Annotated in this window: 16 protein-coding genes; 9 read left to right on the top strand and 7 right to left on the bottom strand. The window is 29.4% G+C overall.

Annotated features, from left to right (window positions below; translation table 11 throughout):
- Window positions 1-10 precede the first annotated feature (10 nt).
- The 3 genes from ftsI to rsmH form a co-directional block, all read right to left on the bottom strand.
- The gene (gene ftsI, locus Bsayi582_RS00700) at window positions 11-1,705 is read right to left on the bottom strand and encodes a peptidoglycan glycosyltransferase FtsI (protein ID WP_500815900.1); all 1,695 of its coding nucleotides are present in this window, start codon (window positions 1,703-1,705) and stop codon (window positions 11-13) included.
- A gap of 76 nt (window positions 1,706-1,781) precedes the next feature.
- The gene (gene ftsL, locus Bsayi582_RS00695) at window positions 1,782-2,096 is read right to left on the bottom strand and encodes a cell division protein FtsL (protein WP_500815899.1); all 315 of its coding nucleotides are present in this window, start codon (window positions 2,094-2,096) and stop codon (window positions 1,782-1,784) included.
- 2 nt (window positions 2,097-2,098) lie between these two features.
- The gene (gene rsmH, locus Bsayi582_RS00690) at window positions 2,099-3,055 is read right to left on the bottom strand and encodes a 16S rRNA (cytosine(1402)-N(4))-methyltransferase RsmH (protein ID WP_500815898.1); all 957 of its coding nucleotides are present in this window, start codon (window positions 3,053-3,055) and stop codon (window positions 2,099-2,101) included.
- Between the two features lie 462 nt (window positions 3,056-3,517).
- Between rsmH and leuA the strand changes: the two genes are divergently transcribed.
- The 9 genes from leuA (at window position 3,518) to Bsayi582_RS00645 (ending at window position 15,444) form a co-directional block, all read left to right on the top strand.
- Window positions 3,518-5,074 carry a 2-isopropylmalate synthase gene (leuA, locus tag Bsayi582_RS00685; RefSeq protein WP_500815897.1) on the top strand — a complete coding sequence of 519 codons (1,557 nt, stop codon included), beginning with the start codon at window positions 3,518-3,520 and terminating at the stop codon, window positions 5,072-5,074.
- A 25-nt stretch (window positions 5,075-5,099) separates the two neighbouring features.
- Window positions 5,100-6,200: a 3-isopropylmalate dehydrogenase gene (gene leuB, locus Bsayi582_RS00680; RefSeq protein WP_500815896.1), complete on the top strand. Its 1,101-nt coding sequence runs from the start codon at window positions 5,100-5,102 to the stop codon at window positions 6,198-6,200.
- Window position 6,201: 1 nt separating this feature from the next.
- Window positions 6,202-7,611 (top strand): 3-isopropylmalate dehydratase large subunit, encoded by a 1,410-nt coding sequence (gene leuC, locus Bsayi582_RS00675; RefSeq protein WP_500815895.1) that lies wholly within the window; start codon window positions 6,202-6,204, stop codon window positions 7,609-7,611.
- A 14-nt stretch (window positions 7,612-7,625) separates the two neighbouring features.
- On the top strand, window positions 7,626-8,231 hold the full coding sequence (leuD, locus tag Bsayi582_RS00670; protein ID WP_500815894.1) for a 3-isopropylmalate dehydratase small subunit: 606 nt from the start codon (window positions 7,626-7,628) through the stop codon (window positions 8,229-8,231).
- A gap of 669 nt (window positions 8,232-8,900) precedes the next feature.
- The gene (gene lptD, locus Bsayi582_RS00665) at window positions 8,901-11,219 is read left to right on the top strand and encodes an LPS assembly protein LptD (protein ID WP_500815893.1); all 2,319 of its coding nucleotides are present in this window, start codon (window positions 8,901-8,903) and stop codon (window positions 11,217-11,219) included.
- Between the two features lie 63 nt (window positions 11,220-11,282).
- Window positions 11,283-12,560, top strand: a complete 1,278-nt coding sequence (locus tag Bsayi582_RS00660; RefSeq protein ID WP_500815892.1) for a peptidylprolyl isomerase — start codon at window positions 11,283-11,285, stop codon at window positions 12,558-12,560.
- Between the two features lies 1 nt (window position 12,561).
- On the top strand, window positions 12,562-13,578 hold the full coding sequence (gene pdxA / locus Bsayi582_RS00655; protein ID WP_500815891.1) for a 4-hydroxythreonine-4-phosphate dehydrogenase PdxA: 1,017 nt from the start codon (window positions 12,562-12,564) through the stop codon (window positions 13,576-13,578).
- Window positions 13,559-14,377: a 16S rRNA (adenine(1518)-N(6)/adenine(1519)-N(6))-dimethyltransferase RsmA gene (gene rsmA, locus Bsayi582_RS00650; RefSeq protein WP_500815890.1), complete on the top strand. Its 819-nt coding sequence runs from the start codon at window positions 13,559-13,561 to the stop codon at window positions 14,375-14,377. The genes pdxA and rsmA overlap by 20 nt, the downstream gene beginning before the upstream one ends.
- A gap of 242 nt (window positions 14,378-14,619) precedes the next feature.
- Window positions 14,620-15,444 carry a symmetrical bis(5'-nucleosyl)-tetraphosphatase gene (locus Bsayi582_RS00645; RefSeq protein WP_500815889.1) on the top strand — a complete coding sequence of 275 codons (825 nt, stop codon included), beginning with the start codon at window positions 14,620-14,622 and terminating at the stop codon, window positions 15,442-15,444.
- 215 nt (window positions 15,445-15,659) lie between these two features.
- Here Bsayi582_RS00645 and Bsayi582_RS00640 read toward each other — a convergent pair whose 3' ends face one another.
- The 4 genes from Bsayi582_RS00640 to dapB all read right to left on the bottom strand — a co-directional run bounded on the left by Bsayi582_RS00640 (window position 15,660) and on the right by dapB (window position 21,832).
- Window positions 15,660-16,172 (bottom strand): dihydrofolate reductase, encoded by a 513-nt coding sequence (locus tag Bsayi582_RS00640; RefSeq protein ID WP_500815888.1) that lies wholly within the window; start codon window positions 16,170-16,172, stop codon window positions 15,660-15,662.
- Between the two features lie 131 nt (window positions 16,173-16,303).
- A complete protein-coding gene (carB, locus tag Bsayi582_RS00635; RefSeq protein WP_500815887.1) occupies window positions 16,304-19,543 on the bottom strand; it encodes a carbamoyl-phosphate synthase large subunit in 3,240 nt (1,079 codons plus the stop codon).
- 21 nt (window positions 19,544-19,564) lie between these two features.
- Window positions 19,565-20,716: a glutamine-hydrolyzing carbamoyl-phosphate synthase small subunit gene (gene carA / locus Bsayi582_RS00630; protein WP_500815886.1), complete on the bottom strand. Its 1,152-nt coding sequence runs from the start codon at window positions 20,714-20,716 to the stop codon at window positions 19,565-19,567.
- A gap of 240 nt (window positions 20,717-20,956) precedes the next feature.
- A complete protein-coding gene (gene dapB, locus Bsayi582_RS00625; RefSeq protein WP_500815885.1) occupies window positions 20,957-21,832 on the bottom strand; it encodes a 4-hydroxy-tetrahydrodipicolinate reductase in 876 nt (291 codons plus the stop codon).
- Window positions 21,833-21,926: the final 94 nt, after the last annotated feature.

Below are 21,926 nucleotides of genomic sequence, written 5' to 3'. Positions count from 1 at the left end.
CAAATTACTGTTACAAATCTGGCGGTACATTCATTATTCTCAATGCATTACCCATAACCGCACTAAACACCGGCGCAGACACAACGCCTCCATAATAACGACCATCCTTAGGATCATTTATTATCACTGCTAAAGCAAATCTAGGATTGCTTGCTGGAGCTACTCCAGCAGTACATGCAATATACTTACTCATATATTTCCCATGAGACCCAACTTTCTTAACAGTACCAGTTTTCACTGCAACTCGATATCCTTTAATAGCCGCTTGACAACCACTACTACCTGGTAATGATACACTTTCCATCATACCTAAAACAACACGCGCTAATGATTTTGGAAAAATTTGATTTCCTAATATTGATGAAGGAGAATCAACTCGTATTATAGAAAGAGGCCGAGACAATCCCATCCCACCAATAGTAGCATAAACCTTAGCTAATTGTAATGGAGTAATCATGAAGCCATATCCATAAGAAAAAGTGGCACGTTCTATATCTGACCAACGTTTTTTATTGTATGGGTACACTCCGCTACTCTCTCCTATTAAACCTACATCGGTTGCTTCTCCCATACCAAAATTTGAATACGCATTTAATAAAACCGTTGCAGGCATGGATAAGGCTAATCTAGACACACCAACATTGCTAGATTTCTGTAATATCTCTCTAACAGTTAATTTACTATGATATATTACATCTTTAATTAGATGTCCGCTTATCATATAAGGTGATGTATTTATAATAGTATCTTCCGTTATTATATTATTTTCTAATGCAGCCATGATGACAACAGGTTTCACTGTCGAGCCTGGTTCAAATGCATCAGTAATAGCACGATTACGCATAATAGATTTATTAGAAAAAGTCAGATTATTCGGATTATATGATGGGCTATTTGTCATAGCTAATATTTCACCAGTATTAATATCTATCAATACTATACTACCGGATTCTGCTTTATTTATATGTACAGCGCGATTCAATTCATTATAAGCTAGATATTGCAAGCGTTCATCTATGCTAAGAATAATATTTTGAGCATCTTGACCGTCATCTAAAATCACCTCTTCGACTATTCGACCAAATCTATCTTTTCGTACCACTCTTATTCTAGGTTGACCAGCTAACCAAGTATCAAAACTTTTTTCTATTCCTTCAACACCTTGACTGTCTATGTTTGTCACGCCTACTAAATGAGCAGCAGATTGACCAGCCGGATAACATCGTTTTGATTCTTTTCGTAAATACACTCCTGGTAATTTAAGTTGATTGACATATTCAGATACAGTAGGATCAATCTGTCGAGCTAAATATAAAAAACGTCCTGTAGTTCTATCATTAATCAGAAACAGTAGTTTATCCAATGATATAGATAATATTTCAGACAACGCCGACCATCGGCTTATGTCAGCAATTATACCACCATGTTTGTTAATTTCTTGAGGATCAACCCAAACAGAATCGACTGGGATACTAATTGCTAATAAATGACCTAATCTATCAGTAATAATACCACGAGTTGATGAAATGCGTTGTACACGCAATGAACGTGTATTACCTTCATTAATTAATTTATCAGAATAAATAATTTGTAAATAAGTTACTCTCAATAACAGAATAATCAATATAAAAAAAATAAAACCGTATAATAAATTAAAACGCTTATTACTTAAAATTATTTGTAAATTATAATATTGAAACTTCATATCATATAAACTATGCTACCACATGAACTAAATTGTAATATAAATAATACTTTTATTTGTTATACAAATTTTTGAATCAGCGCAACATATTATTTTGAGTTAAATCTACATAATGCATTTTTAATTTATCTATAGCAATACGCTCAATACGCGCGTGATCAGATAATATTTTCTCCTCAAGAATCAAATTTCTCCATTCAGTATCCAAAACATTTTTTTCCAACACAAGACTTTCACGATACATTATCATATATCTAGTATGATAAGTTACTAATATAATTAACATTGCCGACATTAATATTAATAACAACAAAATCAACTGCCATTTACCATGCGACTTTAAATCATTAAAAATAATACTAACAAGATTATATCGCTTTTTTTTATTCATATTCAGACAATTAATTTTTCAGCACAACGTAATACCGCGCTACGAGCACATATATTCTTTTCAATTTCTTGCTTTGAAGGTATTAATTTTCCCATATTTATTAATTGACATTTATTTATATATTTATTAAATATTTGATAATCTGTTAACGGAAATTTAGGAGGTATATACGAAACACAACTGTGATCACGAATAAAATTCTTTACCAATCGATCTTCTAAAGAATTAAAACTAATTACTACCAATCTTCCTCTTGGAGATAAAAGGAATAAAGAATCTTTCAGTATTTTTACTATTTCTTCTAATTCATTATTAATATATATTCTAATTGCCAAAAAACTTTTAGTTGCGGGATGTTTACGAGTACTGCGATACGGAATAGTACTACAAATTAATTTAGACAAAACTAACGAACGCACAATAGGCGTATGTTTTCTTGAAGATACTATAACTTTAGCAATGTCTTTAGCAAATCGTTCTTCTCCAAAATTTTTAAGCACCCAAGCAATATTTTTCTGACTTTCTCTTGATAACCATTCGGCAGCAGATTGACCATTACTAATATCCATGCGCATATCTAACGGTCCATCTCGCATAAATGAAAAGCCTCTACTACAATCATTAATTTGACATGTACTTATACCCAAATCTAATAAAATACCATTTATCGACCCAATCAATCCCATGTTTCTAACATGTTTATTTATTTCAGAAAAAGAACTATGTATAATAGTAAATCTACTATCCTGATCGGCAATGGATTTACCAATTTTTACAGCTGCCCAATCTTTGTCAATTGCTAATAAACGCCCTTGTTTAGTTAATTTAGACAAAATCAACTTAGAATGACCCCCCAAACCAAATGTACCATCAATATATACTCCTGATGAATCAATGTTCAACGCGTGTACAGCCTCATGCAACAAAACACTTTGATGGTTATGATGTGTGTAAAACATACATAATAATTAAAAATATGAACGAATTAACAAATACATACACATTCTATGTGTATGTTAACAAATATTAAACTCCCAATAATAGAAATCACTAAATATTAACATTTTATATGTCACTATGTTCAATATTTGCATAAATACTCAAAATATCATGATATAATGTATATATATTCTTGTAATAGTTAGAAATAATTTGTTATAACTTAAAAGACCGCAAGTATTCTACCATTGTTTAATGCATAACACAAAATTTAAATTTTAAAATATTAAAATTCTATTCTTAGAATACATTTTACTTTTATAGAATTAGTGATTAACAAATAATATTTAATAAACTTAAATTAAATTTAATGTAGTAAATTATTATTAGATCTGGTATTTTAGATAATATTAATATGCTATTCACAATATATGTTACACACATTTACTCTTAACATTCATAATATGATATATGGATAATCTATGAGTCAACAAGTCATTATTTTTGATACAACTCTACGAGACGGCGAACAAGCTCTACAAGCAAGTTTAAATGTCAAAGAAAAATTACAAATTGCTTTTGCTCTGGAACGATTAGGAGTAGATATTATGGAAGTTGGATTTCCAATCTCTTCTCCGGGCGACTTTGAATCAGTACATACAATAGCTACGCATATAAAAAATAGCTTAGTGTGTGCCTTAGCCAGATGTGTTGACAAAGACATTGATGCAGCCGCAGAAGCTTTAAAAATCGCTAAAAATTTTCGAATTCATATATTCTTACCTACTTCAACAATACATATCAAATCCAAGCTGAAAAAAAACTTTGATCAAATCATAGAAATGACCGTTCATTCGATACGTTATGCAAGAAGATACACTGATGATATAGAATTTTCGTGCGAAGACGCTGGACGTACTACTACCGATAATTTATGTCGCATTGTTGAAATTGCCATTAAATCTGGCGCAAGTACCATTAATATTCCTGATACAGTAGGTTATACTACTCCATATGAATTTGGTCAAATTATTGCTTCATTATATGATCGAGTTCCTATCATTGATAAAGCTGTAATTTCAGTACACTGTCATAATGATTTGGGAATGGCAGTCGGAAACTCTATTTCAGCAATACAAGCAGGAGCACGACAAATTGAAGGAACCATAAACGGTATTGGTGAACGAGCAGGAAATGCTGCACTAGAAGAAATCATCATGGCCATTAAAGTACGAAAGAATCTATTGAATGTACATACCAATATTCATTGTCAAGAAATTTACAGGACCAGTCAAATAGTCAGTCAATTATGTAATATGCCTATTCCAATTAACAAAGCAATAGTTGGTTCGAATGCTTTTTCTCATTCTTCAGGTATTCATCAGGATGGTGTATTAAAAAATAGAGAAAATTACGAAATTCTAATACCAGAAAGTATTGGGTTAAAAGGAGTTAAATTAAACCTTACATCTCGATCTGGAAGGGCAGCGGTTAAATACCACATGAAAGAAATGGGTTATCAAGAAAGTGATTATGATATGGACATATTATATGATGTTTTTTTAGAATTAGCAGATAAAAAAGGACAAGTGTTTGACTACGATTTAGAAGCATTAGCATTCATTAATAACCAACAAGAACAATCAGATTTTTTTAAATTAAAATGTTTTCGTATACATTCTAGTTCTTTTGGTATTGCTACTGCTTCAGTAAAATTATACTGCGGCAAAGAAAACACATGTGCTTATTCAGCAACCGGTAATGGCCCAATAGATGCAATTTACGAAGCATTAGCTCGCATTGCACAATTATCTATAAATTTAGAAAAATATCAACTTAATGCAAAGGGACATGGGCGCAATGCATTGGGACAAGTAGACATTGTTGTGTCATATAAAGGACGTAATTTTCATGGAGTTGGATTAGCTACAGACGTCATAGAATCTTCAGTCAAAGCTATGATTCATGTTTTAAACAATATTTGGCGCGCAAAACAAGTAATAATTCAGCGAAAATGTATACAAAAAAATAATAACTAAAACAATTTGGAAATCTTAAATATTTATGAATAAAAATTATCATATTGCAATACTCCCAGGAGATGGAATTGGATCAGAAACTACAAAACAAGTTTATAAAATTTTAAATGTGATAAAAAAACAATTTAAAATAAATATTATCACCACAGAATGCAAAATAGGAGGAGATGCAATTAATAGCGAAGGAACCCCTTTACCTGACAGTACATTAAAACATTGCGAACAATCAGATGCTATACTACTTGGGGCTGTAGGAGGGCCTCAATGGGCGCATTTGAAAGGATCATCAAACCCAGAGCAAGGCGCATTATTAACTTTACGAAAACACTTTAATTTATTCGCTAATTTAAGACCTATATATCTTGCTGAAACATTAAAAAAATTATCTCCTCTAAATACAAAAATAATTTCAAATGGAATAGATATTATATGTGTACGCGAATTAACCGGAGGTATATATTTTGGCAAACCACAAGGACGTTCAGGCACCAATCTAAATGAATATGCTTTTGATACTGCAATTTATCATCGCTTTGAAATCGAACGTATCGCTCACGTTGCTTTTAAATTAGCTCAAAAAAGACGTAAATGCGTATCTTCTATAGATAAAGCTAATGTGCTCTACACTTCTATGTTATGGAGAGAAGTGGTATCAGAGGTTTCAAACAATTATCCAGACATTAAATTAGAACACCTATACATTGACAATGCTAGCATGCAATTAATAAAAAACCCATCTAAATTTGATGTTATTTTATGTTCAAATTTATTTGGAGATATTCTATCTGATGAATGCGCTATGATTAGCGGATCAATTGGCACTTTACCCTCTGCCAGTCTTAACGAACATGACTTTGGACTCTATGAACCAGCTGGAGGATCCGCTCCAGATATTGCAGGAAAAAACATTGCCAATCCTATCGCTCATATTCTCTCCGCCGCATTATTATTTAGATATAGCTTAAAATTAAATCATATTGCAATTGCGATTGAAAAAGCAGTTTCTGAAACATTAAGATTAGGATATAGGACTTGTGATATAGCGACAGAACACTCAAAAAGCATTAAAACTGATGAAATGGGCGATATTATAGCTTCGCTCATTCAAAACAAAAGAGAAAAATAATATGGACAAATCCTTGTATCAAAAATTATACGATTCACATATAGTATACGATAACAAAGATGATATTCCAATACTATATATTGATCGACATTTATTACATGAAGTTACATCACCACAGGCTTTTGAATCACTGCGTTTAAAAAAACGTCTAGTCAGACAACCTAATAAAACATTTGCAACTATGGATCATAATGTTCCTACTACAACACAAAATATAAATGCCGCTGGAAATACAGCAAAAGTCCAATTAGATACACTAACAAAAAATTGTAAGGATTTTGGAATTACATTGTTTGATTTAAATCATCCTTATCAAGGAATAGTTCATGTTTTAGCCCCAGAACAAGGCATAACACTACCTGGCATGACCATTGTATGTGGAGATTCTCATACTGCTACTCATGGAGCTTTTGGTGCTTTAGCTTTCGGAATTGGAACATCAGAAATAGAACATGTATTAGCAACACAAACCTTAAAACAAATCCGATATAAATCTATGCAAATAAATTTATCAGGTGTTATTGCTCCTCAAATTACAGCCAAAGACATAATTCTTGCAATTATTGGAAAAATCGGCCATGGAGGCGCATCTGGATATGTAGTAGAATTCTGCGGAGATATTATCAGTTTATTAACTATGGAAGGGCGAATGACCCTTTGCAACATGGCTGTTGAAATGGGAGCAACTTCTGCTTTAATAGCGCCGGATAGCATTACCTATGATTACCTGAAAAATCGCAAATTTGTACCAACAGGGAAACATTGGGAACAAGCGCTATTATATTGGAAAACTTTACATTCCGAAAGTAATGCTTATTTTGATCAAGTATTTAATTTCAATGTATCTAATGTTAAACCACAAGTAACCTGGGGTACAAATCCTAGCCAAGTAATATCTATTGACCAACCTATCCCGTCTCCAGAATCTTTCACAGATCCTATAGAACGCGATGCTGCTAAACGCGCTTTAAATTATATGCAGCTCCAATCTAATACTTATTTGACAAATGTTCCTATTGATAAAGTATTTATAGGATCATGTACCAATTCACGTATTGAAGATTTACGCATAGCTGCAAGAGTAATTAAAGGACATCATATTGCTAATAATACACAAGCAATAGTAGTACCTGGATCCAAATTAGTGAAAGATCAAGCGGAAAAAGAAGGATTAGATAAAATTTTTATACAAGCGGGATTCGAGTGGCGATTACCCGGTTGTTCCATGTGTTTAGCTATGAACAACGATAGACTTAATTCAGGCGAACGTTGCGCTTCTACTAGTAATCGTAATTTTGAAGGTCGTCAAGGTCGCGGTAGTCGTACCCATTTATTAAGCCCGTCAATGGCAGCAGCTGCCGCTATTGCTGGACATTTTATAGATATTAGAAAATTTGCAATAACAATATAATAAGGAAATAATATATGTTTCAACTTATTCAATATTCTGGTGTTGTATTACCATTGAACATAGCTAATGTTGATACTGATAATATCATTCCAAAACAATTTTTAAAAACAACTACTAGAATTAATTTTGGATCATACTTATTTTATAATTGGCGTTTTCTTGAAAATGAACACAAAACACCAAATCCAAATTTTATATTGAATTCACCCTACTATAAAAACGCTAGCATTTTACTAAGTCAAAAAAATTTTGGATGCGGATCTTCTCGAGAACATGCAGTATGGGCGCTCATGGATTATGGATTTAAAGTTATTATAGCTACAAGTTTTGCTGATATTTTTCATAAAAATAGTTTTAATAATCGTTTATTACTTATAACTTTATCAGAAACACAGATAAACAATTTATTTAAAGAAATTGCAGTACAAAAAAAAGGCTCATCCTTCACTGTAGATTTATATAAAAAAATTATTTATACGAATTATAAAAAATACCGATTTGAAATAAGTGATTTTTATAGACATTGTATGTTGAATGACTTAGATGATGTCAATTTAACTTTGCAACATGATGCGGCTATTAAAAAATATGAAGATAATCAACCGTCATATTTGAAATAAACACAATAACAAAAAAATAATATTTATGAAATAAAAATTATGATAAAATTAAAAACAATTAAAATTCATATTATTATTACTCAACAATTGCTATAATAACTTATATAGAATTACATGACATAATATATGCCGTTTTATGTAAATTTAAATAAATATTAAAGCAAAAAATTAATAATAATAATAATAGTAACCATTAATACAATTGTTTCTTACTGTTTTTTCCTTTTATCTTGCTGATTTAAAAATTAAATTACTTAAATTACTTAAATGCATATTGTCTATTAATCTAAAAATTAATAGTAAATGTTAATATTTTATACGAAATAAAAATTATAAAACAAATTAATTAAAACCATTAATGACATAACAATAAATATATATTCAAATTTCTATATATCTATATATACAGATATATAACATTACTATTTTCAATAAAAGTAAATTAAACAAAAACAATTAACAAATACATACTTATCAATTTATGATAAAAACATTAAAACAATACTATCTGATAACATATAACATTTAACAATAACTATATATTCAACATATAAAACAATTTTTAATATAATTATAAAAACTTTATTATTTTTTGATGAAATACATATTAAAATAGTTTATATTAATAAAATTAATTTTTTTTATAAAAACATTATCATTAATATAATTTTGTTAATATTGCAGGCTCAATTTGATTGCTTAACTTATGCATCAAACAATACAAATATCATTATTAATAATAATATTTGTCCTAATGACCAATCTATCAATGTACAATCCGACACATTAGAAATATATTATCCTCATAAAATCCAGTTTACTGGGCATGTGAAAATTAGACAAAATAATAATACTCTAATATCTGATAAATTAATCGTATCACATAATATGAATAATGAATTATCATATAACACACTACATGCTATCGGTCATGTTTACTATAACAACGACTACATCACACTAACAGGAACTCATGCTTGGATTAATTTAAATAACAAAAATATAGATATTCATAAAGGTACGTATTACTTATCAAAACCACATATTCACGGCACAGCAAATACCATAATGCAACGAGAAAAAAATCGTTACACTATTATCAAACAAGGAAAATTTACTTCTTGTGTTGCAGGTGATAATTATTGGAATATAATGGGATCAGAAATGATTTACGATCATCATAAACATAACATAGATATTTGGAACGCTTGTCTTAAAATTAAAAAAATACCAATATTCTACAGTCCTTATTTATCACTATCTCTTCATCAAAACAATATTTTTTTAAAACATTACATACCTAGCATTAAATATAGTAATAAACATGGGTTAAAATGTAAAATCCCCTGTCCTATTAATTTTTCAAAAAATTTTTCAGGAAGTATTTCTCCATATTATACATCTGATTTAGGATTAAAATTAGAAACAGAAATACATTATTCAATTCAACCAGGGACCGGAGTATTGATTTTAGATATAATAGAAGATAACAAAACACACAAAAAAAAATCTCCTAATAATTATTATGACAAATATTGGAAATTATATTGGAAACATAGCGGTATCATGCAGAAAAAATGGCACTTCTATTCTAATTATTGCTCGGATATAAATCAAAATGGTAATTTTTTCAAAGATACTAACATACCAATATCTATGTATTCTGAAAACACCAGTGTAAACCAAAAACTTTTGTGTAACTACAGTAATGAAAATTGGAACACTAGTTTGGTTTATCTTAGTACAGCAAATACTAACAACGCTACAACGACACAAAAACATTGCGATTATAGCGCAGCACCTCAATTAGAACTAAATACATACTATACTAATATTAATCAAAAACCATTTAATTTAAAACTATTTAGTCAATTTACACAATTTTTACCTACAAACTATTACTTTCCAAAAACAATTAGAATACATACAGAACCAACTTTAAATTTCTCGATACATGATCATGGAAATAATTTTGATACTGAATTAAAATTAAACATCACACATTATCAACAAAATAATATAAGTCATTATAATACAACACACTACAAAAACTATCCTCTACAAAATATAGTCAATCGTGTTATTCCTCAATTTAAAATTAATGGACAAACAATTCTTAAAAGAAAAAAATATATCTCAAAAAAATATAAACATTTATTAGAACCAAGACTACAGTATTTATATGTACCATATCGTTTTCAAGAAAAAATCGGTATGTATGATACTAATCTGATTCATATAGATCACAAAAATTTATTTCACGACTCTATATACAGTGGTTTAGATCGCATCGCACCTGCGAATCAAATTACAGGGAATATAACTATACGATGTTTTGATAAAAAAAATGAATTACTTTATGCATCTATAGGTCAAATCTTGAGTTTTACTCAACAATTCAACTCTAAAGATACAACAAAAACAATTAAAAATAACAATATAAATCCCAACATTACACTGTTTTCAGGAACAATTAATTGGAATATTAATGATTATTGGCATATAAATACTGACATTCAATACAGCACACAAGACCATATACTATCATTTGGAACTGCAATGTTAGAACATATAGGAAAAAATAATCAAGTTTTACAAACACACTACCGATATTTTAACGATAAATATCTTAAAAAAATATTACCAAATATTAATGCACCGATCTACCATAAATCCATTTCTCAACTAGGTATTCTCGCATATTACCCATTAATTAAAAACTTAAAAATAAATTGCTCATACCATCATAATATAAAAACCAATCAACCTATTGATCAAATAATAGGGATACAATATTGTACTTCATGCTGGGGAATTAACGTAATTTGTGAACGAAAAATCATCGATTGGAATAATCAATCAAACAGTAATATATATGACAATAAGATACGATTAGATATTAAAATATATAATTCTATAATGGATTCTAAACCAGATCCATATAAAATATTAAATACCGGTATGCTACCATATCAGTACATATTCTAAATTCATATATCATATAATGATAATGATTATTTAATTCTTAAATTATAATACTATTAATAACTTATGAAAGTTTGGAACATATTGATCTTAATTTGTATATTCAAAACTAGTACTATTTTTGGAACGTTAAAAATAACAGATAAAATTGTAGCTATAGTTAATCATCACATTATTTTAGATAGCGACGTCAAAAATAATGTTTATATGACTCATAATAACAGTATTTACTCTAACACCGATGTATTAGAAAATATCAGATGGTATCAAAAAATTTTAGACCAATTAATCACAGATAAACTCATTATTCAAATAGCTACTCAACAAAATATTAATATAAACTACAATACAATTAATCATATGATTAATTGTATTGTAGATTTATGTGGAATGACAACAGATCAATTTTATATATATTTACACAATATCGGTTTAAATAAAGAAAAATATTATTTACAACAATACCAAGATATTATCAAAAAAATTATATGTGATAATGTTGCCTATCACAGAGCCAATATATTAACACATGAAATCAATAGTATTACTAAAGAATTTGATGTTATCAATTTTAACAAACAATTTAAATTAAGATATATTACACTCTCACTACCAATGCAACCGACTCAAAAACAAATAAATCAAATAGAATGCTTTGCAAAATTATTAATTAAAGAAAAACAATGTAATAATAATATTAAAAAATTATTACATACATATTCTAATAAAAATATTATTCAAATCATTAAAGTACAAGAAACAGAATGGCTTTCATGGAAAGAAATACCAATTATTTTCGATAAATACTTACAACAAATAAAAAAAGGCGATATTATTGGTCCAATTTTATCCTACGATGGAATATATATTGTAGAAGTACAAGATATACGTCATAAAGAATTCATATTTCCTGTAACTAAAATTAAATTAAAAATGTTTGGCACAACAAATCCATATGCAAATGCAAATATAATAAAACAATTATCACAAATTAAAGAATGCATTGAACAAAATAACACAACATTTAATATGCTTATCAAAGACAAATCAAAAGATGCGTGTTTTAATTATTATGAAGAAGATATGATATGGAAAGATTTAGATGCTCTTGAACCAGCAATACAAAAAACTTTGCTTTCTTTAAAAAGAAATGAAATTAGCACACCAATACATACTTCTTACGGATGTTATTTGATCCAATTAACAGATATTAATATATTAAATTACACTGAAGTCATGCATGAACGCGCCTATTTATATTTACTAAATAAAAAATTTGACGAAATTATGAAAAATTGGATTCAAGAGTTAAAACATACATCTTACATTAAGATTATTAATTAAAATGACTAACAAAAAACTACTAAAACGAATTATTATCACCACAGGAGAACCCGCCGGAATAGGTCCTGATATACTCATCATGAGCGCACAAAAAATATGGCCTACAGAATTAGTTGCATGCGCAGATCCCAATTTACTACTAGACAGAGCTAATAAAATAAATTTACCTTTAAAATTACGTACTTATCATTCTAAAAAAATAGCATCCCCTTGCGCACCCGGAGAATTGTCTATACTAAAAATACCACTTCCAAAAAAATCTGTTCCCGGTCAATTAAATATTGAGAATAATAGTTACATTATAAATACTTTAAAACGGGCATCACAAGGATGTTTAAATGGAGAATTTGCAGCATTAGTTACCGGTCCCATACATAAAGCCATTCTCAATAAAGGAAATATATCATTCTGCGGGCACACTGAGTTTTTATCCAAGATTAGCAAATCCAATAAAACTGTAATGATGTTGAGTAATAACAAATTACGTGTTGCTTTAGTAACCACCCATATACCTATATCAGCTGTTCCAAAAGCAATTACTCAAAAATCTCTTTGCGATACCATATCTATTCTTACTCAAGGATTAAAAAAATATTTTAATATTTTATGCCCTAAAATTTATGTATGTGGTTTAAATCCCCATGCTGGAGAATCTGGATATATAGGACAGGAAGAAACTAAAATTATTATTCCTACTTTAGATGTTTTAAAAAAAAATATTGCTCATAAAATAATAGGACCTTTACCAGCAGATACAATATTTCAACCGAAATATATTCAGCATGCTGATGTAATATTAGCTATGTATCATGACCAAGGATTACCTGTATTAAAATATTCTGGATTTAGTCAATCGATAAATATTACTTTTGGATTGCCTTTCATTCGCACTTCCGTAGACCATGGGACTGCCTTAGAACTATCTGGAACAGGAAAAGCGCTACCTAACAGCATGATACTGGCTATCACAACTGCAATTAACATGATAAACAATATTCATGAAAAATATATACTATAAAAACCATCGTATACAAAAAAAATGGGGTCAAGTATTTCTTAAAGATAAAAATATTATATATGCTATAATCAAAGCTATTAACCCTAAAAAGAATCAAAAAATAATAGAAATCGGACCAGGATTAGGTGCTTTAACTAAACACATTTTAGATGTCATCGATATTGATTCTCTAATTTTAATAGAGCGTGATCTTAATTTAGTTCATCGATTACTTCAAATATTCAACAAAAAAAAGCTGATGATTTTAAATCAAGATGTAATGACGATCAATTTTTTCAATCTATCACGTCAAGTTGGACACAAACTACGATTAATAGGAAATTTACCTTATAATATAGCCACAGAATTAATTATTTATTTATTTAAATATGTTAATGTAATTTACGATATGCACTTTATGTTTCAAAAAGAAGTAGCAAAACGACTTCTTGCAAGTCCTAATAAAAAAGAATATGGAAGATTGAGCATAATAACTCAATATCATTATAAAGTTATTCCGCTATTAGAAATACCGACAACTTCATTCATTCCTATTCCAAAAGTACAATCTATGGTAGTACAATTACTTCCACATATCACCACACCATATCCAATGATTAATATCAAACAACTATCTTTACTTACAAAATTAGCGTTTAATCAAAGACGTAAAATTATTCGTAATAGTTTATCTCCATTTTTTGATGAAACAGAAATAATTCAACAAGGAATTGATCCGACATTACGAGCAGAAAACATTACTATTGACCAATATTGCATACTGACAAATATATTAAACAATAAAAACTTAAATAGATAATAATATATTTATATGTATAATTCATATATTACTTATAATTGTATTTCAACTCTCTAAATGTTATAATGAATTTATTTTATATTTTAATGCAAATAAACATATAATTACATAATATGACAACAACGATCCTATTAAATAAAAAGTGTATTTTATGTGATATATCTACTCTTTTAAATTACATTTTTTATTATAAAATATGTATATTTGATTAATTTTCAAAAATAAAAAATATATAATCACAAATGTCTACTTACTTTATCGGGGACGTTCATGGATGTTATAAAAATCTAATAACCATGTTGGACCTCATACATTTTAATCCTAATACTGATCTCCTATACCTAACTGGAGATTTAATTGCTAGAGGACCGAGTTCATTAGAAGTATTACGATTAATCTATTCGTTGAATACAAGCGCTAATCTAGTATTAGGTAATCATGAGTTACATCTGTTAAAAACATATTTCGAAATAAATAATAAAAAACATACACATTATTTTGATTCTATATTAAATGCACCAGATCTAGACGAATTAATTCACTGGTTATGCACTCGACCTATGATGTACATAGATAAAAATAAGAAATTCTTGATGGCCCACGCAGGAATTCACCCAAATTGGAACATTTATAATGCTAAGAAATATGCTCAAGAAATAGAAAAAATTCTATCAAGTGATCACTCTTACCTGCTTTTTAAAGATATAAACAATACAAATATAACTCTTACAAATAATATAAATATTAAAAAATTAAAACAAATACAAGAAAATATTAATATTTTCACTCGGATGCGTTATGTTTATAGAAATGGCGAATTAAATTTCAAATATAAGGGACCTCCTAAATGCGCTCCAAAAAATATATACCCATGGTTTTCTTTAACAAAAGAAATTAATTTCTCCGAATATAGTATAATTTTTGGTCATTGGGCATCATTAAAAAATATAAAAATCTCATCTGGCATCTATAACTTAGACTCTGGTTGTTGCTGGGGAGGAACTCTTACCACATTAAGATGGGAAGATAAAAAATTTATATATGTTCCCTGTAATCCACCCACTTAATTACTTTTATTTAAAAAATAATATTAAAAATTATTCTCTATTTCTTAAATGTCTATAAAATATAAGAGATAATTAACATCTTGTTATAATTTATAATTATAATTGACGATTATCATTCCTTTAAATGAACTATAACTTCATCAAACCAAAAGATCAATATCTGTCATAATTAATTCAATCAATAAAGATTACAAACTAAATAATCTCATAATTAGTTACAAACGCTCAAGAATTTTAAAGTTTAAACAATACACGACATGTTCCTTGATTTTACAATAACTATTAAAAATAAGTTTCCATTCACTTACATTGTAATCAGGAAACCAAGTATCACCGTTAATTTTTACAATACTATAAACATATGTCAAATATAAACGTCGTGCATAAGGCAAGAAAACTCTATATATGGCACCTCCTCCAATAACCATGACTTCTTCTTCATATAAATCATCGTTTATTAAAGACAAAACCTGACTTAGATTATTTACTACAACAATATCATCATTATTATGATAATTTAGTAAATTACGACGACTTAAAACGATATTTAATCTATTTAACAATGGCTTTCTACCCATAGATTCAAATGTGTTACGTCCCATAATAATTGGTTTATACAAAGTATGATACTTAAACCACTGCATATCTACAGGCAAATACCAAGGAATAACATTTTCCATTCCAATCACACGATCTACAGTCAATGCAGAAATCAAACTAACAATCATTATTATACTATTTTATATACACCGAATCACATAAAACAATTTTTAAATAACGTTTAATCATACAAACAACTAGTACAACTTAATAAAAACTCACAACAATCATCAAATAATATCAATAATATATAATTCAACTATAATTGACTTATTATCTTAGAATACATACTTTGAATTGGTACTATATATTCCGTAGTATCAACAGTCATAGATAGAGCCGCAGCAAAACTCCCATTCATTGTAGTGCTATAATTAATATTATACTGTAATGCAGCACGACACAAAAACGTAGCAGTATCATCATGATTATTCATTTTATTTGTTAAAGTGGTATCAATAATATAACTATATATACCGTTTTTAATCTTATTATTAATTTCTGGACTAGTGATATGTACCGACCTAATCATTTGAGAAATAATACCAATTTTCTTCAATATCTTAGCTGTTCTACCTGTAACATCTAACATAAAACCATTCTGAAGAAATTTGTTAATTAAATCTACCGCTCTATCTGAATCTTTTTCAGACAATGATAATAACACACAACTATTTTTTTTCACATAAAATCGATTGCTTAACGTTTTAGCAAAAGCTTCTTCAAAAGTACGTCCTATTCCCATTACCTCTCCTGTAGATCTCATTTCCGGTCCCAATTTTGGATCAATATCAGCAAATTTATTAAATGGCAACACTACCTCTTTTACTGAAAAATAAGGAGGTATTATCTCCCGTATGATACCTTGATCAGATAAAGACTGTCCAAGCATTACTCGAGTCCCAATTTTTGCTAATGCTATACCGATGGCTTTAGATACAAAAGGCACTGTACGTGATGCTCTTGGATTGATCTCAATTATATAAATTTTATTTTTTTGGATTGCAAATTGTATGTTTACTAATCCCTTTATGCAAAATTTAAATGCTAATTCTTTCACCTGATAACGTATTTTATCTTGAATATTCTTATTTAACGTATAAGCCGGAAGAGAACACGCCGAATCTCCAGAATGCACTCCTGCATGTTCAATATGTTCCATGATTCCCCCAATAAACACCTGTTTTCCATCACAAATAGCATCTACATCTACTTCTATTGCATTTTCTAAAAAATGATCTAACAAGATCGGTGCATTATTAGATACTTTAATAGCATTGTTGAAACAATATAACAATTCTTTTTTATTATATACTATATGCATAGCTCTACCTCCTAAAACATAAGAAGGTCTAACCACTATAGGGTATCCTATTTCTTCAGCCTTTTTTAAAGCTAATTCTATAGATGTAACAGTAACATTGTCAGGTTGTTGAAATCCTAAGCATTTTATTAAATATTGAAATCGCTCTCTATTTTCTGCTTGATCAATCGAATCAGAACTAGTACCTATAATAGGCACTCCAGAGGCTTCTATCTCTTTGGCTAATTTCAATGGAGTTTGACCTCCATATTGAACAATTACGCCTGTTGGTTTGCTAACACGTATAATTTCTAAAATATCTTCTAATGTAATTGGCTCAAAATAAAGAATATCTGATATATCATAATCAGTAGAAACAGTTTCAGGATTACAATTTACCATAATTACAGAATATCCGCTCTCACGCAATGCCAATGCTGCGTGGACACAACAATAATCAAACTCGATGCCTTGACCGATACGATTAGGTCCTCCTCCCAACACCATAACAGTCTTATTTTTATTGTTAAATTTACACTCACATTCGCCATCATAAGTAGAATACATATAAGAAGTATCAGTAGAAAACTCCGCTGCACAAGCATCTACATGTTTATATACAGGATGTATATTATACTTAAATCTCAATGCACGAATTTGATATTCTGAAACTCTTGTCAATTGTCCTAATCTTGCATCAGAGAACCCTTTCTTTTTAAGAAAATACAATTTATCTTTATCAAGACATGATATACCTATAGATATTAAATTATTTTCTAATCGTATTAATTCTTCAATTTGACTTAAAAACCAACAATCTATATTAGTTAAATGATACACTTGCTTTAAAGAAAGACCATAACGAAAGGCATCAGCTATATACCATATTCGATCATTACTAGCATTTTTTAATTCGTATGTAATAATATTCAGCGCTTGAGGGTGATCTAACTTGATTTTAGGATTAAATCCTGTTAATCCTATTATTTCTAACGCTCGTATTGCTTTTTGTAAAGATTCTTGTTGACTACGGCCAATTGCCATAACTTCGCCTATTGACTTCATTTGTGTTGTCAATCTGTTATGTCGTCCTGGAAATTTTTCAAAATCAAAGCGCGGAATTTTAGTCACTACATAATCTATAGATGGTTCGAAAGACGCGGGAATGCGACCATTTGTAATATCGTTTGATAATTCATCTAAAGTGTATCCTATCGCTAATTTAGCAGCTATTTTTGCTATAGGAAATCCAGTTGCTTTAGAAGCTAATGCCGATGATCGTGATACTCTCGGATTCATTTCAACAACAACAAGTCTCCCATTACTTGGATTTACTGCAAATTGTACATTGGCACCGCCAGTATTTACCCCAATTTCTCGCAACACCATTATTGCAGCATTTCTCATGATTTGGTATTCCTTATCAGTTAAAGTTTGAGCTGGAGACACAGTAATGGAATCTCCGGTATGAATACCCATGGGATCAACATTTTCTATAGAACAAACAATTATACAATTGTCTTTAATATCACGTATTACCTCCATTTCATACTCCTTCCAACCAATTAAAGATTCATCAATTAGAAGTTCATGATTAGGAGATAAATTTAATCCATATCTGCAAATTTTTTTAAATTCCTCTGTAGTAGTAGCAATACCACCTCCACTTCCCCCTAAAGTAAAAGAAGGACGAATAATACAAGGTAGTCCAATTTTTTTTAAAATCATCATGGCTGTATCTATATCGCGCGCAATACCAGATCGCGCCGTTTCTAAACCAATTTTTTTCATAGATTCTCGAAATTTTTGACGATTTTCTGCTCTATAAATAGAATGTATTGTTGTTCCAATTGTTATTACATTAAATTTTTTTAAAATTCCATGACGTTCCAAATCTAAAGTACAATTTAAAGCAGTTTGTCCACCCATAGTTGATAACAATGCATCTGGACGTTCTTTTTCAATAATTTTACATATTGTTTCCCATTGAATTGTTTCAATATAAGTAGCATCGGCCATATCAGGATCTGTCATAATTGTAGCGGGATTAGAATTTACTAAAATAAGACGATATCCTTCTTCACGCAATGCTTTACAAGCTTGTGCACCAGAATAATCAAATTCACAAGCTTGACCGATAACAATTGGTCCAGCCCCTAATAATAAAATACTCCGTATATCAGTTCTTCTTGGCATATTACAGTTCTCTTAGATTTATTATATATTACGGTATTTTTTAATTAATTTAATAAAATGACTAAACAACGATGATGTAGCATCGTGAGGTCCAGGACTAGCTTCAGGATGTCCTTGAAAACTAAAAGCAGGTTTACTAATATGATGAATACCCTGTAAAGTATCATCAAATAATGAAATATGAGTTATTTTTAATGTATTGGGCAAAGTTTTTCTGTCTATTACAAAATTATGATTCTGAGCAGTGATCATAACTTTATTTGTTTTTAGATCCTTAACTGGGTGATTAGAACCGTGATGACCAAATTTCATTTTTATCGTTTTAGCTCCACTAGCTAATGCTAATAATTGATGACCTAAGCAGATTCCAAATAATGGAATTTTAGTTGTATTTAAAAAAATTTGAATAGTACTAATTGCATAATCATATGTATTTGGATCTCCAGGGCCATTCGATAAAAAGATACCATCTGGTTGCATATTAATTACTTCTTGGGCGGTAGTACATGCTGGCACTACAGTTAACAAACAACCATAATCTACCAATATACGCATTATATTTCGTTTAATACCAAAGTCATATACTATAACATGATAAGGCAAATCTGTCGGAGTAATAAATATCCCAGATTTAATATTCCAGGTTCCTTGATTCCAAGTATATTTTTGATTAGTACTTATTGTATTGTTGTTGTGAATAAAATTCAGTGTATGATGTAACCCAGAAAATTCACGAATTTTACGTAATGCTAATGCAGCATCAAGTATGTCATGATCAATAATACAACCATATTGAATTCCTCTTTCTCGTATCAGTCGAGTTAATTTACGCGTATCCACATCAGCAATTGCAACAACATTCTGTTGTATTAAATACTCAGAAAGAGTCAATGTGTGACGGAAATTACTAACAATAGTTGTTGCATTACGTACAATAAGTCCTTTGATTTGAATACAGGAAGATTCATTATCAAATTCATTAGTACCAACGTTTCCAATATGGGGGTAAGTTAAAACTACAATTTGATATGCATAAGAAGGATCGGTGATGATTTCTTGATAACCAGTCATTGACGTATTAAATACTATTTCTCCAACCACCTCTCCTTTAGCTCCTATTGAATGACCATAAAATTGATTGCCATCTTCTAACACTAATAATGCTGATCTCATTAAAGCATCTCTATATTTAAAAATTAAATTAATTATTTAATATACATACTCATATTTAATGTATTAAGGGAAATTGATGAATTATAATAAAAATTACTACTATCATTAGTATATATTCAAATAAAATATGCGTAAATTCCACTTACGCATATTTTATTTGAATATAATTGATCTCTAAAATCTTTTAACACATATCAATTATATTTAATTGTAATATATTATAATTCTACCATTACATTATTATAGTAATGTATTTATTTCTAAAGTATCACTTATATCAAATAACCCTATTTTATCACACCCTAACCAAGCAGCAGAACGTAATGCACCACGAGCAAATATTATACGATCTGATGCTTTATGTGTGATTTCTATACGCTCCCCGGGACTTGCAAATAAAACAGTATGTTCTCCAACAATATCTCCTGCTCGTATTGAGTGAATTGATAGGTCACCACAAGAACACACCAGCGGTGTACACATTGTCTTATGATTAACATTATAATCTATAAGTTCACTAGAAACACTACTTCGTAATGTATTCGTAATAACTTCTCTCATCATTAAAGAAGTGCCAGAAGGAACATCACGTTTTTTATTATGATGAGTCTCAACAATACTGATATCTGAATTATCACCCATAATCTGAGTAATTTTGTGTAACAACCTCGATAGCAACGCTATTCCTATACTAAAATTGGGAGAAAAAACAATCCCTATTTTTTCGGATGCACTTTTAATCAGTCCTCTTTGGATCTTGTTAAATCCAGTAGTACCAATAACTATATTTTTATGATTATCAACACAAAATTTTAAATATTCTACAGACATATCAGGAACGGTAAAATCAATTAATACATCGAAATCATCTCTAATTGACTTTAGATCATCAGTCACAGTAATACCTAAAGTATCGTTTTTCATTAAAATTCCAGTATCTATACCACAAATATTAGAATTTAAACGTGCTATAGCCGCTCCCAAAACAATTTCTTTATTAAATTGATTTACCCCCCCCGAATCAGTAATAATATATTTTATGATCTCTTTACCCATTCGACCCGTTACTCCTGTAACGGCTACACGAAGACACACGTCATTACTCATAATTTTCATGCATACCCTACATAAAATATATACTATATATCTACAAATTTACGCTATTTATTTTTAAATAACACATAAATAAAACAAATATTTAAAACCTTCA

The sequence above is a fragment of the Candidatus Blochmannia sayi (nom. nud.) genome, assembly GCF_059935855.1.
Note: the sequence above shows the minus strand (reverse complement) of the source record. Positions and strands in the feature narration are given on the sequence as shown.